At 58.9% G+C, this 14368-nt stretch carries 12 protein-coding genes; 5 read left to right on the top strand and 7 right to left on the bottom strand.

The features are described 5' to 3' along the window. The 4 genes from BBF93_RS03565 (at position 1) to rfbA (ending at position 6884) form a co-directional block, all read left to right on the top strand. Positions 1–3942 carry a glycosyltransferase gene (locus tag BBF93_RS03565; RefSeq protein WP_114104986.1) on the top strand — a complete coding sequence of 1314 codons (3942 nt, stop codon included), beginning with the start codon at positions 1–3 and terminating at the stop codon, positions 3940–3942. Positions 3943–4009: 67 nt separating this feature from the next. Further along, positions 4010–5080 carry a dTDP-glucose 4,6-dehydratase gene (rfbB, locus tag BBF93_RS03570; protein ID WP_370454406.1) on the top strand — a complete coding sequence of 357 codons (1071 nt, stop codon included), beginning with the start codon at positions 4010–4012 and terminating at the stop codon, positions 5078–5080. 32 nt (positions 5081–5112) lie between these two features. Then, positions 5113–6018 (top strand): dTDP-4-dehydrorhamnose reductase, encoded by a 906-nt coding sequence (gene rfbD, locus BBF93_RS03575; protein ID WP_114104988.1) that lies wholly within the window; start codon positions 5113–5115, stop codon positions 6016–6018. Then, positions 6015–6884 carry a glucose-1-phosphate thymidylyltransferase RfbA gene (gene rfbA, locus BBF93_RS03580; RefSeq protein ID WP_114104989.1) on the top strand — a complete coding sequence of 290 codons (870 nt, stop codon included), beginning with the start codon at positions 6015–6017 and terminating at the stop codon, positions 6882–6884. Before rfbD ends, rfbA begins: the two co-directional genes overlap by 4 nt. On the opposite strand, the gene BBF93_RS03585 is transcribed toward rfbA, so the two are convergent. The 4 genes from BBF93_RS03585 to BBF93_RS03605 all read right to left on the bottom strand — a co-directional run bounded on the left by BBF93_RS03585 (position 6878) and on the right by BBF93_RS03605 (position 10303). Next, positions 6878–7888, bottom strand: coding sequence for a glycosyltransferase family 2 protein (locus BBF93_RS03585; protein ID WP_114104990.1), 1011 nt, complete (start codon positions 7886–7888; stop codon positions 6878–6880). The genes rfbA and BBF93_RS03585 overlap by 7 nt on opposite strands. 16 nt (positions 7889–7904) lie before the next feature. After that, on the bottom strand, positions 7905–8756 hold the full coding sequence (gene kdsA, locus BBF93_RS03590) for a 3-deoxy-8-phosphooctulonate synthase (protein ID WP_114104991.1): 852 nt from the start codon (positions 8754–8756) through the stop codon (positions 7905–7907). Between the two features lie 591 nt (positions 8757–9347). Beyond that, positions 9348–9878 (bottom strand): hypothetical protein, encoded by a 531-nt coding sequence (locus BBF93_RS03600; protein ID WP_114104992.1) that lies wholly within the window; start codon positions 9876–9878, stop codon positions 9348–9350. Positions 9879–10009: 131 nt separating this feature from the next. After that, on the bottom strand, positions 10010–10303 hold the full coding sequence (locus tag BBF93_RS03605) for a hypothetical protein (protein ID WP_051612154.1): 294 nt from the start codon (positions 10301–10303) through the stop codon (positions 10010–10012). A gap of 255 nt (positions 10304–10558) precedes the next feature. Here BBF93_RS03605 and BBF93_RS03610 point away from each other — a divergent pair, with 255 nt between their 5' ends. Continuing rightward, positions 10559–11899 carry an acyl-CoA dehydrogenase family protein gene (locus BBF93_RS03610; RefSeq protein WP_035593504.1) on the top strand — a complete coding sequence of 447 codons (1341 nt, stop codon included), beginning with the start codon at positions 10559–10561 and terminating at the stop codon, positions 11897–11899. A gap of 72 nt (positions 11900–11971) precedes the next feature. On the opposite strand, the gene BBF93_RS03615 is transcribed toward BBF93_RS03610, so the two are convergent. The 3 genes from BBF93_RS03615 to BBF93_RS03625 all read right to left on the bottom strand — a co-directional run bounded on the left by BBF93_RS03615 (position 11972) and on the right by BBF93_RS03625 (position 14338). After that, complete coding sequence (locus tag BBF93_RS03615) at positions 11972–13285, bottom strand: cytochrome P450 (protein ID WP_114104993.1); 1314 nt, start codon at positions 13283–13285, stop codon at positions 11972–11974. Between the two features lie 61 nt (positions 13286–13346). Continuing rightward, positions 13347–13688: a helix-turn-helix transcriptional regulator gene (locus BBF93_RS03620; RefSeq protein WP_114104994.1), complete on the bottom strand. Its 342-nt coding sequence runs from the start codon at positions 13686–13688 to the stop codon at positions 13347–13349. Beyond that, positions 13688–14338, bottom strand: a complete 651-nt coding sequence (locus tag BBF93_RS03625) for an SRPBCC family protein (RefSeq protein ID WP_114104995.1) — start codon at positions 14336–14338, stop codon at positions 13688–13690. Before BBF93_RS03625 ends, BBF93_RS03620 begins: the two co-directional genes overlap by 1 nt. Positions 14339–14368: the final 30 nt, after the last annotated feature.

Here is a 14368-nt window from a genome sequence, read left to right on the forward strand (position 1 = left end):
ATGGCAAACGATAAGGTCAACGAGCTGGGATTCCCCGTGGCGGAGGTCGGGCTGACCTTCACAGGCGAGCGTTATACGACCGTGATGGGCGGCGAAGTCGAGTTGGAACATCGCCACCGGTACATCTTCGCCATGCATTATTGCAAAGGCAAACGTGTCCTGGATATTGCAAGCGGCGAGGGCTATGGCTCCGCAATGCTTGCTCAGGTTGCGGAGCAGGTGAAGGGGGTCGACATCTCCGAGGAAGCTGTTCGGCACGCTCAAAAAAGTTATACGACGGACAATCTGGAATATATCTGTGGCAGCGCCACGGCCATTCCGCTGGATGACCATAGTGTGGATGTCGTTGTCAGTTTCGAGACCATCGAGCACTTCATCGGCCACGATAAATTCATTTCTGAAATTCGCCGCGTGCTGGTTCCAGGCGGTCTGCTGATCATGTCGTCTCCCAACAAGGAGATTTATTCGACGATCCACGGAAACCACAACGAGTTTCACGTCAGTGAGCTGACGAAAAAAGAATTCCGTGAGCTTCTGGGCTCAGCGTTCCGTAACGTTCGCGGCCTTCAACAAAAGGCCACCACCGGATCGCTCATCGTCCCCGAGGAAGGGGCACAAGACGCTGAATTCGTCGACTATCGCCTGTTGGGCGGAGGCCGGTTTGATGCCAGCCGGCGGCATTTGTCGAACGGCGTGTATTCAATACTGATCGCTTCTGATGCCGAGCTCCCCGAGGTGCCGGAATGGGGAATTCTGGAGGATAGTCTTCTTGTTGGAAAACTTGGAGAAATCATTCAGTATAATGAAGGCATGATCCGTGATCTGAAAGGGCATCTCGACGGCGTAGGCCGGGAGCTTGAAGACCACAGGGCAGTACTTATTGCAACCTTGAACGAAAAGGATGGCATTCGCGCAGAGTTCGAGGAGCATCGCGCCGTCCTGATTGCTACGCTGAATGAGCGGGATGAGATCCGTAAGGAGTTTGAAGAGCATCGGGCGGTTCTCATCGCGACTCTCGACGAACGCGATGAAATCCGCGAGCATTTAGAGGAGCATCGGGCGGTTCTTTTGGCGACACTTAGAGAGCGGGATGCGTTGCGCCACTCGTTGGAAGAGTACCGCGCGGCTCTTGAGGCCAGTTCCCAGGCCCTGCAGACCATCACGGATACAAACGCGGCCCAGCAACGCCGCCTGGCGGAGCTGGAAGCAAATCTGCAGCACAAGGAGCAGGTCATTGCGGAGCTTTATAGCTCTACCAGTTGGCGTATCACCGCGCCGGTGCGGCGCGCGCGGCTGCTGGCGGGGCGTGCAAAGGGCAAGCTGAAGCGCAGTTATCGCTCTGGGGCGGCCCTCGGAAAACGAGCTGTCAATTACCTTCGGGCCCGGGGTGTGAAACAGGCATTTAAGGCCCTGGTTACCCCCGGCAGAGTCTCCGAATGGGTGCGCCTGCGCCATGATCCTCATGCGCCAAGTGTGCCGGCTGAGGTGCATGTCGGCTCCGCAGCCGTAGTGGCGGCGCCGGATAAGCGCTTTGACGTGTATGCTCAACCCGTAGTCCGCCCGGCCGGAGCGCTCATGGCCCCGCGCGTCGTTATTTCTGCGGAGTTGTCCATTCCTCAGTGTGCCAAGTATCGAGTGTGGCAAAAGGTCCGGCATCTCGAAAGCTTGGGTATCCCGGTGCAGGTGTTTGAATGGTGGCGTAAGGATGAGGTGCTCAAGGCGCTGCAGACAGCCAGCATAGCGATCTTCTATCGCACCCCGGGATATCCTGAGCAGATTGAGGTCATTCAGGAGGCCAAACGTCTCGGTGTGATCACTTTCTGGGAAGTCGACGACCTCATTTTCGATGAGCCTGCCTACCTCACCAATTCCAACCTCGCGCGTCTCGAGCCCCAACTCCGCGCTTCGGTACTCGAAGGGGTGCCCATTTACAGGTCGGCCCTTCAGGCGGTTGATTACGGCATTGCCTCCACTGAAACCATTGCAGACTATATGAGAGCGGCGGGTGTGAAGGACGCTTTCGTTGTTGAAAACTGTCTGGACGCGGAAACGCTGGCAGCAGCCGAAACCATCCGCAAATCACGCAAACCGAAAGAGGCCGGCAGTCCGGTCCGGATTGTTTATGGGTCGGGAACAAAGACCCATGATGTGGACTTTATGCTGGCAACCCCAGCGCTGGCCAACATTCTGCGCAAGAATGAGAATGTGATCCTCGAGATTATCGGGGAGCTGACTATATCAGAGGCTCTGGCGCCGTTCGAAAGCCGGATTGTGCGCCGGCCATTCAGCAATTTTGTGGACTACCTTGCGACGCTTGCCGGGGCTGATATCAGCCTGGCCCCGCTTGAGCCCACTCTCTTCAGCGACGCCAAAAGCAATATCAAATATCTGGAGGCCTCCGTTGTCGGACTTCCTTCGGTCTGTTCTGCTACGCGGACATTCCGTGAAGTTATCCGGCATGGCGAAACCGGTTATCTGGCAACCAACGATGAAGAGTGGGAACAAAGCCTCGCTGCGTTGGTCGCAGACGCTGATCTGCGGTTGCGGGTTGGCAAGGCCGCCTTGGAAGCTGTCCTGGAAACCTATTCTCCGGGATATATAGCCGAAACCCAGGTGCGCCCCATTCTGGATCAGTTCAACGAGCGCGACGAAGACAAGCTCAAGGTGCTGGTGGCCAACGTGTTTTACGCGCCTCAGAGCTTTGGCGGTGCAACGATTGTTGCCGAGGAAGTCGTGAAGCGGCTCGCGCACGACGTTGAACTGGACTTCCTCGTCGTGACCTCCATCGGCGGGGAGGCCGCTCCTTATTCCTTCAAGCGCTATCATGCGAAGGATGTGGACTGCATCGGCATAAAGCTGCCCCCGATGACGGACCGGATGATGAATTATCAGAATCTCCAAATGGAGGCTGAGTTCAAAACCATTCTGGAAGCTTACAAGCCAGACGTTGTGCACTTCCATTCAATTCAGGAAATCAGCGCCTCTGTCGCGGATGCCTGCCGCGAGCTGAATATACCTTATGTAGTGACGTTGCATGACGCCTGGTGGATATGCGAACGCCAGTTCATGGTGAAGGGCAACGACAAATACTGCTTCCAGAAGCAGATCGATCTCAATGTCTGCCTGAAGTGTGTTCCCGACTTCAACTTCACCGTCCAGCGCCGGATCATGTTGCGCCAGATTCTGGACAATGCTGCGCTGTTGCTCACTCCCAGCGTGTTTCAGCGGTCGCTGTACCTCGCAAATGGGTTCGATCCGCAGCGGGTTCAGGTGAACAAGAATGGCGTGCGGATGTCGCCGCCCGGCAAGCATCGCAGTGTAAAGGGCCGCAAGATCCGGTTTGGCTATGTCGGGGGGGATCATCCCGTCAAGGGCATTCAATATTTGATCCGCGCTTTTGAGGGCATCCCTCAGGAGCGGGATTTCGAGCTGTGTATCGTTGATAACACGCTCAATCTCGGTTTTTCTTCCTTTGAGACGCACAAGGACCGGTTCCCGCCAAACACAGTGTTCCTGCCGGCCTACAATCAGGAAACGCTTGATGATTTCTTTGATGGCATCGACGTGCTGATGTTTCCTTCGCAGTGGAAGGAGAGCTTCGGGCTGACGGTTCGTGAGGCGCTGCTCCGCAATGTGTGGGTTATCGCCACCGATGGCGGCGGAACAGCCGAGGACATCGTGGACGGCGAGAACGGCCGAATCGTTCCCCTTGCCGAGGATTTCGACTATCTTGCTCTTCGGAAGGCCGTTCTGGAAATTCTAGATAACCCTGAAAAACTCGAGGGTTACGAGAACCCCTACCGTGAACGGATTGTAACCTTCGAGCAGCAGGCGGCCCAACTCAAGAACTATCTCAAAGGTGTCGCCGAGTCGCACAAGCGCCTGGCAAACCACGGGGACGGTTCGAAGATCGTGGAGAATGCAGGGCAGGAGCTTGTGTAAGCGCGTTGCTTGCCGTTGAAATGCAGTTGAAATCCGGTTCCGTCTGTCGTCTTAAGGTTTGATGCGTATGAGTGATAAAAAGGTCATTGTGACGGGCGGCGCTGGCTTTATCGGCTCGGCGGTGGTGCGCCATCTTGTGCAGGACCAGCAAGCCGAGGTCGTGATCATCGACAAGATGACCTATGCGGCCACGCGCGGAAGCATTGCTGAGGCAGAACGCTCCGGGCGGGCGCGCCTCATCATTGAAGACATCTGCAATCAGCCTCTGATGGCGGAGATCATCGCGCGCGAAAAGCCCCAGCAGATCCTGCACCTCGCAGCTGAGAGCCATGTCGACAGGTCAATCTCCGGCCCCCAAGCATTCGTGGAAACGAATGTGGTAGGAACCTACAGCATGCTGGAGGGTGCCCGCGCCTATTGGAACACGCTCACCGGCGCAGCGAAAGATGCATTTCGCTTCCTGCATGTCTCAACCGATGAGGTGTACGGCTCCCTGGGCGCCGATGGGCTGTTCACGGAAGAAACACCTTATGATCCGTCCTCCCCGTATTCGGCTTCGAAGGCGGCATCTGATCACCTGGCCAAAGCCTGGCAGCGCACTTACGGTCTGCCGGTGGTCGTGTCGAACTGTTCGAACAATTACGGGCCTTACCATTTCCCGGAAAAGCTCATTCCTCTGGTCACGCTGAACGCCCTCGAAGGCAAACCGCTGCCGGTTTACGGCAAGGGCGACAACATTCGGGACTGGCTGTTTGTGGAAGACCACGCGCGCGCGCTCGCTTTGATCGCGTCGAAGGGGCGCCCGGGCGAAACCTATAATGTTGGTGGGCGAAACGAGCGGACCAACCTGCAGGTTGTGGAAGCGATTTGCGATGAACTCGACCGTGTGCGCCCGGTTGCGGAGCCTCGCCGCAATCTGATCACTTTTGTTGCCGATCGTCCCGGCCATGATCACCGCTACGCCATTGATGCGACAAAGCTGGAGGGCGAACTGGGCTGGCGGGCCCAGGAGAATTTCGAGTCCGGTCTTCGCAAGACGATCGCCTGGTATCTGGAGAATGAGGCCTGGTGGGGTCCGCTCCGGAGCAATGTCTATTCGGGGCAGCGTCTCGGACTTGCAGAAAAAGCAAATGCCTGAGCGGGCAACCCAATCTGTTTAAAGAGTTCAAGATGTCCAGATTAAACGTTCTCGTGGCAGGCAGGGGCGGGCAGGTTGCCCGTGCGCTGGCCGCTTCGGTGCCCGCTGATCGTGTTCAGGCAGTCTGCCTTGGCCGGCCGGAGCTCGACATCCGGGATACCGGCAGTATTGCGCGCGTGGTTGAGGCTACCGCGCCTGACCTCGTGATCAACGCCGCCGCATACACGGCCGTCGATCAGGCAGAAAGTGAGCCCGAAGAAGCGAAACTCGTCAATGCGGCGGCTGCTGGCGCGCTGGCGGAGGCGGCGGCCGCGCGAGGCGCGCCCATACTGCATCTCTCCACGGATTATGTGTTCAACGGCGAAAAATCCGGTCCGTATCTTGAAACCGATGCGGTTAATCCGCTCGGCGTATACGGCCAGTCCAAGCTAGAGGGTGAGCAGAAGGTTGCGCAAAGCAATCCGCAGGCGATCATCTTGCGGACAGCTTGGGTTTACAGCCCCTGGGGCAAGAATTTTGCCAAAACCATGCTGCGGGTGGCCGAAGGCCGGGATGAACTGACCGTCGTTCACGACCAGCGCGGAAACCCGACAAGTGCGAACGATATCGCGGCGGCCCTGTGGGCGATCGCGCTGCAATATGCCGGCAACCCGGCCGCGCTCGTTCCTGGCGTCTTTCATATGACGGCCGCCGGAGAAGCCAGCTGGGCGGAATTTGCCGAAGAAATATTTGCCGTCAGTTCGGCAGCAGGCGGACCTTCGGCCCGCGTCCAACGGATCACAACAGCCGAGTATCCAACACCCACGCGGCGGCCTGCCAACTCTCGGCTGGATTGCAGCCATCTGGCGGCGATCTATGGGGTTGCGCTTCCGGATTGGCGGTCAAGCACCCGCAGCGTGGTCGAAGAACTCGTAAGAACGAAAGGTTGGAGCGCATGAAGGGGATTATTCTCGCCGGCGGTAAGGGCACACGTCTGTACCCGATTACGCGAGGCGTTTCGAAACAGCTTCTGCCCGTGTATGACAAGCCGATGATCTTCCACCCGGTCACGACGTTGATGATGGCCGGGATACGCGACATGCTGATCATTTCAATGCCGGAAGCCCTGCCGGCCTATCAGCGCCTTCTCGGCTCCGGTGAAGATTGGGGCATGAATTTCAGCTATGCCGAGCAGCCCGAAGCGCGCGGTCTTGCCGAAGCATTTCTGATCGGGGCAGACTTCGTGCGGGGCGGCTCGAGCGCCTTGGCGCTGGGCGATAACATGTTCTACGGGGCGGGCCTGCGCGGAGATCTGGAAGAGGCTGGCCAGCTTCAGTCCGGCGCGGAAGTCTTTGCCTTTCAGGTGACAAATCCAACCGAATTCGGCGTGGTCGAGATCGACCGGCAGGGCAAGGCGCTCTCGATCGAAGAGAAGCCGTCAAAGCCGAAGAGCAACTGGGCGGTCACTGGTCTCTATTTCTATGACAACCAGGTGGTGGATATCGCGCGTGAAGTGAAACCCTCCGCCCGCGGAGAACTTGAGATCACCGCAATCAATGATTTCTATCTGCAGAAGGGGCAGCTTAATGTGAAGCGCCTTCCGCGGGGAACGGCCTGGCTTGATGCGGGCACGTTTGACGGGTTGATCCAGGCGTCGCAATTCGTCCAGACGCTGGAGAAACGCCAGGGGCTGAAGGTTGCGTGTCCTGAAGAGGTTGCCTGGCGCTGCGGCTTCATTGACGATGCGCAGGTGGAAAAACTCGCGGCCGGGTACAAGAACGAATACGGCGACTATCTGCGTCACCTGCTCGTGAGCGATCACTGATCGGCAGGCTTGCTCGTCAGATTACGGACATGCGCTTTCCGGGCGCTCATGAGCCAGGGGTTCCAGGCCATCCTTGAAAGAAGGTGGCGCGTTTTCATCCTGTGCCGGGAAAGCTTCCATGCAGATGGCCTGCGGATTTGTGGCAGGCCTGCAACGCCGTCCTTGAGGCCGCGCAACATTGGCTTGAAACGCGGGGTAAAGACGTTTCTGGCCGCGATGTACAGTGTCAGTGCGACATGGCCCGGCAGGGTCGCAAGAAGGACCCCGGCGGGCATGTTCTTGAAATAGGTCCAGACCCTGTTGCGTGTCCCGTGATAGGTGGAGAATGCGCTTGTCCGTCCGGTTATTCCGCTGCCGGCATGATGCACGACAGCCGTGTTGACGAACAGGCAATCATGCCCGGCCAGTTGCAGGCGAAATCCCAGATCAACATCTTCGCAATAGCAGAAGAAGCGCTCGTCAAAGCCACCGAGTTCACGGAACAGCGCCAGATCATACATTGCCGCTGCGCCGCACGCGCTGAAACACCACCCCATGCCGGGAAGCTCGCTTGCCGGCCGCCCGAACCCGCCACGCCAGGGGATCCCGAAGACGAGATAGGCGTCTCCCACGCCATCGAGTGTATCGGCGGAGTTCAGGTCAAATTGAGCGGAGGCGAAGTTGCGGCAATCAGGATGCGCATCGGCGGCCGCGAGCAGGTTCTCCAGCCAGTCGGGCTCGGCAACAGTGTCAGGATTGAGCAGAGCGAGCCACCTGCCGGTGGCAAGCTCTGCGGCGCGGTTGTTCCCGCCGGCAAATCCGATGTTCTCCGGGCTGCGCACCAATCGCCCGGCGGGAACGCCCAATAGGTCAAGCGTATCGGCAGATCCATCCGTCGACGCATTATCAAATACGATCAGCTCGAAATCCCGGAAGGTCTGCCGGCTGAGGGAATTGACTGCCTGCTGCAGGAATGCGCCGCCATTATAGTTGATGATGATGACGGAAACTCTGTGCGGGTTCATTAGAGGCAACAGCCCACTAGCCGTTTATTGCCTGATGAATTCGTTTCAGGGTGGTCAGCAGCTCACTGGCGGCCGACAGCGGCAGGCAGCTCGGGCCATCACAAAGTGCCTTGTCCGGGTCGGTATGGAACTCCAGGAATACGCCGTCAGCGCCTGCGGCCACGGCTGATTTGGCGATGATGGATACCCCATCCCGGCGGCCACCGGTGGAGGCGCCGGCGGTGCGGGGGTCCGCGCCGGGAAGCTGCACGGCATGGGTCGCATCGATGGTCACCGGGCAGCCAAGCTTTTTCATTTCCGGAATGGAGAGCATGTCGACGACCAGATTGTTGTAGCCGAAGCTCACCCCCCGCTCGCACAGGATGACGCCGGTTTCCGGCGCCACTTCGGCAATCTTGGTCAGGATGTTCTTGGCGTCCCAGGGGGCCATGAACTGGGCCTTCTTGGCTTGGATCAGGGCCTTCTCCTTGGCGGCGGCTTTTGCCACGGCAATCACCAGATCAGTCTGGCGTACAAGGAAGGCGGGCAGCTGGATGATGTCGGCAACTTCTGCCACGGGCTCTGCCTGGAAAGGCTCATGCAGGTCAGTCACGACCGGCACGCCCAGCTTCGCTTTGACGCTGGCGAGGATTCTGAGGCCCGCCTCGAGACCGGGACCGCGATAGGACTTGATTGAGGAGCGGTTTGCCTTGTCGAAGCTTGCCTTGAACACATAGGGCAGCCCCAGGCCGCCGCAGATGCGTTTCAGTTCCGTGCCAACTTCCAGCGCCAATCCCTCGTCTTCCAGAACATTGAGACCCGCCATAACCGCCAGCGGGCCATTTCCGCCAATGGTCCAGCCAGAAGGTGTGTGGGTCAGCGCTGTCATGATCGGGGTACTCCGGAATCCTCGTAACGCGGCTAGTTAGCGCAAATTCACTCTGATCGCGAACCTGTTTCATCATCTGCAGAAACAAAGAAGCCGCCCTGTCGAAGGGCGGCTCCCGTGAGCCCCGTGGGGCCCGTCAGATCGCGGCGCGTTTCAGCGCCGAACCTGTATCTCTAGGCGCGGACTGGAGGCTGCTCCAGCCAGACACCATAGGATACAGACCCAACGGCCTCACCTGGTTTCTCACTCGACATTGGATCACCTCCTTTCAGGCGTGCAACACGCACGTTCTTTTGCCCTGGACCATCCAGCGCAAGGAGAAGCTAATCACGATTTGCGCCAAATGTAAGTTAACATCGCGGTGAATTGCGAAATGCCCGCAAACTGCACAAAATTGGATGCCGAGTTCTTCCCGGATTTCCCGCCGGGCCGTGTCCTGCGCGCGTTCGCCGAAATGATCTTGCCGCCGGACAGGCCCCAGGCGCCTGCCTCAGGTTCTCTCATGTGCTGGATCAGGAGAAGGCGGCCTTGCCCGTCTAGAATGGCGGCGCCGCATCCGGCTTCTGGTTTCTGCATGGCGACATCTTGATGTTAGGGGGTGTGGACCGGCATCCAGTTCAGAGTGGTGTCAGGTGCCTGCTCAACAAATAAGCTTTCGTCCATCGGTCCGGAAACCTTCTGCGTGTGCCCTCCATTATCGAAAAGTTCGAAGGCAATAATGTAGTAGGCGCCATCATCGGTCTTTGCGAAAATCTTGTCTGTGAGCAAGGCGACGTGAGTAAGCTTGTGGCTGTCATTGACGGGAATATCGCGGGCCAATGAGCCGATATCGGGGTTCTTCCAGCCTGTTTGGTAGCGCAGGTTTGTCCCGTGGATCAGCCGTGCTTCGCAGCGTTTGCCTCCTCCAGCGAGAGGGCCTTCCCAAAAATGATTGCAAGACCAGTAGATGCCGTTTTTGATGCCGTCTTTAACGACGAAATGCCGGTCCATCTGTATTCCCAAGTAGATGCCGATGGTCAGGACCGACGGAACGAATATGGCAACTGAAATCATGTCACGCCGATGGGCGTGAAAGTAACTCAGCAGTCTTTTGCGAATTGAGCGCTTGGCTTTGTCTTCCACGGACGGTCCCCGATGGTCCTGAAGTGGCCGGAATTTTCCCGATGTTCGCACGAACAGGAAGCGCTTCGAAACAAAAAAAGCCGCCGCGTTGGTTCGCGGCGGCTCGGAAGAAAGGCTTGGAGAGGGGAGCCTTATTTCTTGGCGGCGGTGTTGCACTCGGCCAGTTCTTCAGCGGTCAGCTCGGCAGACGTGTTGCGGAATGCGGTGACGGCGCCGACTTCCTTGGCGATCTTCTTGCAGACGCGCACGGTCGGGGCTTTGCGCTTCAGATCGCCGGTGCAGACGGAGCCATCGCAGGTCCAGACGACGCTTTCAGCGATGACGCGCTTCTGAGAGACAGGTTCAGCGGTTTCAAAGGTGTAGCTGGCGAAAGCCGGAAGGGCGAGGCCAGCGAAAGCCAGAGCGGCGATAGCGGAACGGAGCATGGGAGGTTGCCTGTGTTCGGTTGGTTGTTGCTGCGATTTTTTTGGTGGGGCATTGCTGCCTAATTTTCAGGCTAAAGAACGCTGAACATTTCGTCAAGCGTTCAGAGTGCTGAATTCAGGATTTTGGAGAACGGATCGTTCCATTTGCTGCGCTGCAGCACATTCTGAGGGCTTCATTGCCCCGGCGGCACAAATTGTCCAGCGCCAGAGCTGGCGTAAGGTGAGTGCATACTGACGCAGCCCGAGGAAACGCCCATGGATTTCAACATCCCAAAGGACATCGCCGACTATCTGGTCGTGCTGGACAAATTTATCGAAGATGAGATCAAGCCGCTCCAGGCCCAGGACGACAATGAGCGCTTTTTCGACCATCGCCGGGAATGGGCGCGTACCGATTTTGAAAATGGCGGTCTGCCACGACCCGAATGGGAGCAGCTGCTGAAGGAAGCCAAGCGCCGCGCCGACAAAGCAGGCCACCTGCGCTACGCTCTGCCGAAGGAATTTGGCGGCCAGGACGGCACCAATCTTGGCATGGCGATCATCCGCGAGCATTTCGCCCGCAAGGGCCTCGGCCTGCACAATGACCTGCAGAACGAACACTCCATCGTCGGCAACTTCCCGCAGATCCTGATGCTGCGCGATTTTGCCCGGCCCGATCAGAAACACCTCGCCACCGCCGCGCTGGAAGGCAAATTCATTGCCTGCTTCGGCCTGACGGAGCCCCATCACGGCTCTGATGCCACCCATATGGAAACCCGCGCCGTCCGCCACAAGAAAGACGGCAAGGATGGCTGGCTTATCAACGGTGAGAAAATGTGGATCACCGGCATGCATGTCGCCACCCACATCATGCTGTTCTGCCGCACCAGCGGAAAGGATGGCGACGCCAAAGGCATCACCTGTCTGCTCATTCCAGCCCGCGATCCCGGCGTGATCATTGAAGAGTATATGTGGACCTTCAACATGCCGACGGACCATCCTCGCCTCACCATCAAGGATGTCTGGGTGCCGGAAGATGCCGTGTTTGGCCCGCCGGAAGGCGGCCTCGCGCTCGCCCAGCACTTCGTGCATGAAAACCGCATCCGCCAGGCGGCCTCCTCCTGCGGCGCGGCGCTCTACTGCATTCAGGAAAGCGTAAAATATGCGCTGGAGCGCAAGCCCTTCGGCAAGGCGCTGGCCACCAACCAGGCGATCCAGTTCCCGCTGGTGGAGCTTGCCACGCAAGCTGAAATGCTCCGCTTGCTGATCTTCAAGACGGCCTGGGAAATGGACCAGATGTCGAAGCCGGAAGTGGCGATCAAGCTCTCCGACAAGGTGTCGATGTGTAACTACTACGCCAACCGTCTCGTCTGTGAAGCGGCCGACCGGGCGATGCAGGTGCATGGCGGCATCGGCTATTCCCGCCACAAGCCGTTCGAGCATATCTACCGCCACCACCGCCGCTACCGGATCACCGAAGGCTCCGAAGAGATCCAGATCCGCAAGGTGGCCGGCCACATGTTCGGCTTCATGGGCCCCGGCAAACACGGCCAGCCCAAAGGCGAAACCGGTAAAGGCGGCAAGAGCACCGAACCGACAGATTTCGCGGTGAGATAAACGCGCCCTGCCTTCCAGGCACAAAAAAGCCTTCGCGGAGTTCCGCGAAGGCTTTTTCTTTGGCGCAAGAGATCAGGTGAACTCGAAGCGCACCGGCAGGCTCTTCAGGCCAGAGACGAAATTGGCGCGCGTGTTCTTCGGCTCGCCGGCCAGCTCGATGGATTTGAGGCGCGGCAGAAGCTCCGCAAACAAGGCCCTGATTTCCATCCGGGCAAGGTGCATGCCGAGGCAGAGGTGCACGCCATGCCCGAAGGCCACCTGCTTCTTCACGTCCCGGTCGACCCGGAATTCGAAGGGCTGATCAAACACCTCCTCATCCCGGTTACCAGACCAGTAGAAGAGGGCGAGCCCGTCGCCCTTGCGGATGGTCTTGCCGCGCAGGTCATAATCCTTCGTGGCCGTGCGCATGAAATGCTTCACCGGGGTCACCCAGCGGATCATCTCTTCTACGGCGTTGGGCAGCAATGAGAGATCATTCTTCAGCTTCATCAGCTGATCGGGCTGGCGCATCAGCTGTAGCAGGCCGCCGGACGCGGTCGAACTCGTCGTGTCATGGCCGGCGGTGGCCACGATGATGTAATAGCTCATCGCCTCGCGCTCGCCGATGGGCGCGCCATCAATCTTGCCATTGGCAATGATGCTGGAAAGGTCGTCCTTCGGGTTGGCGCGGCGGTCGGCCGTGATGGCTCCGAAATAGGCGAAGAGTTCCTGCGCCGTCTGCAGCAGGTCCACGCCCTGATCGCTGGTCATCGAGGCGCCGTCCTCGGAAACATTGCTGCTTTCGGCGGCCACATCGGGGTCGCCCGGCCCGAAGATCTCCTGCGTCATCTTCATGATGAATTTCTCATCCGAGCGCGGAATACCCAGGATCGAATTGATCACCCGCAGCGGATACCAGAGCGCCACTTCCTTGACGAAATCGCACTCGCTCCCAAGGCTCTGCATGTGATCGACATGCTCCTTGGCGAGGCCCGCAATGCGCTCTTCCAGCTTGCGCAGATTGGGCGGCATGAACCAGCCCTGGGTGAGCGCGCGCAGCTTCATATGGATGGGGTCATCCAGATCGACCAGCGTGCGGAACAGGTGCGTGTCGCCGGTCATGGATTTGATCCACTCCTCCCCGGCAATCGGGCTGAGATAGGTCCGCGCGCTGTTGATGAAAATCGGATGCTGGCGCTCGATCTCCAGAATGTCGGCCTGTTTGGTGACAGACCAGAACGGCCGGAAGCCTTCGGGCTGCGTCCAGTGAAGCGGATCTTCCCGTCTCAGCCGCGTATAGACATCATGGATCTCTTCGCTGGCATAAAGCTCCGGATTGACGATTTCATCATCAATCCGGCCCCGCTTGAAGCCTGGAAAGGGCGTCAGTGCGCCGTCATCTGCCATATCAGTTTCCTCCCGGCACTTTGTGCTCAGGGAGAAGGGTTGCGACTTGCCGTAAGGGGCGTCAAGCGTCTCGCCGGTCCGATTTCTTTTTCCTGTCCCGGCTGACTTCGGTGGCGAGCGATTCCAGCTTGTGCGTCCAGAAGCCTCTGAAGTGGCCGAGCCAGTCGTCCACCTGCCGCATCGGCGTGGCATCCAGCGTGTAAATGCGCCGTGCGCCGTCGGCATCGACCGTCGCAAAGCCGTTCTCCCTCAGCACCTTTAGGTGCTGGGACACGGCTGCTTGGGAAATGCCGAACTCGGCCTGGATTACCTCGACAACTTCGCCCGAAGCGTGCCGGCGCTCAGCCAGCAGTTCCAGGATGCGCCGGCGCACGGGATCGCCCAAAACATCAAATGCATGCATCAGCTCTCTCCGGGCGGGGCTTCGCCGAGATAGAAGGCGGCCGTGTTCGCCGCCGCCAGCCGTGCCGCTTCGGCGTCATTGCCAGCTGCCACCGAAGCTTCGCGCCAGCCATCGCTGCTGCGGCGGACAAAGCTGCGATATTCCTCCGTCTGCATCCATTCTGTGTCGGCCTCGGGCGGTTTCGCCCAGCCGGTTGCGATATGCGTCTGCAAGCCAAGCAGGCCGAGATCCCAGCCGACGCCGGTGGCGCCGGGGCCATACTTGGCGGCCCATTCCGGATCGATATGCGCCTCATGCACCAGCTGCAGATGCGTTTCATCCTCCGAGATGGCGCGCAGGTACACCTCCACCCAGCTGACATTCCCGGCAAATTCCCAAGTCAGCGTGAAGCTCCTGGGCGGATCGCAGGTGAGGACCGTGCCGCCGGCATTGCCCTCCACCTGATAACGCCCGCCGAGCTTCAGATCGCCGGTGACCGGGGAGAACCAGCGCGGCAGCCGCTCGGGATTGGTCAGCGCGTCCCAGAGGTCATCGATATCCGTCGGATAGCTCCGCTCGGCGAGCACCGCTTCCGCCGGTTTTCCCTCCCGCTCCCGCTTGCGGACAATGCGGGATGTTGCGCCGATTGCGGCGGCAATATCATGGCTCATGGCGAGGTCCTTCTTATAAGTCAAAACTTA

This window comes from Hyphomonas sp. CACIAM 19H1 (assembly GCF_003325995.1).
GTDB classification, from domain to species: Bacteria; Pseudomonadota; Alphaproteobacteria; order Caulobacterales; family Hyphomonadaceae; genus Hyphomonas; species Hyphomonas polymorpha.

Bases quoted from the DNA above. Each gene is read 5' to 3' on its own strand.
- BBF93_RS03565 (WP_114104986.1), top strand. From the start codon at position 1: ATGGCAAACGATAAGGTCAACGAGCTGGGATTCCCCGTGGCGGAGGTC.
- rfbB (WP_370454406.1), top strand. From the start codon at position 4,010: ATGAGTGATAAAAAGGTCATTGTGACGGGCGGCGCTGGCTTTATCGGC.
- rfbD (WP_114104988.1), top strand. From the start codon at position 5,113: ATGTCCAGATTAAACGTTCTCGTGGCAGGCAGGGGCGGGCAGGTTGCC.
- rfbA (WP_114104989.1), top strand. From the start codon at position 6,015: ATGAAGGGGATTATTCTCGCCGGCGGTAAGGGCACACGTCTGTACCCG.
- BBF93_RS03585 (WP_114104990.1), bottom strand. From the start codon at position 7,888: ATGAACCCGCACAGAGTTTCCGTCATCATCATCAACTATAATGGCGGC.
- kdsA (WP_114104991.1), bottom strand. From the start codon at position 8,756: ATGACAGCGCTGACCCACACACCTTCTGGCTGGACCATTGGCGGAAAT.
- BBF93_RS03605 (WP_051612154.1), bottom strand. From the start codon at position 10,303: ATGCTCCGTTCCGCTATCGCCGCTCTGGCTTTCGCTGGCCTCGCCCTT.
- BBF93_RS03610 (WP_035593504.1), top strand. From the start codon at position 10,559: ATGGATTTCAACATCCCAAAGGACATCGCCGACTATCTGGTCGTGCTG.
- BBF93_RS03615 (WP_114104993.1), bottom strand. From the start codon at position 13,285: ATGGCAGATGACGGCGCACTGACGCCCTTTCCAGGCTTCAAGCGGGGC.
- BBF93_RS03620 (WP_114104994.1), bottom strand. From the start codon at position 13,688: ATGCATGCATTTGATGTTTTGGGCGATCCCGTGCGCCGGCGCATCCTG.
- BBF93_RS03625 (WP_114104995.1), bottom strand. From the start codon at position 14,338: ATGAGCCATGATATTGCCGCCGCAATCGGCGCAACATCCCGCATTGTC.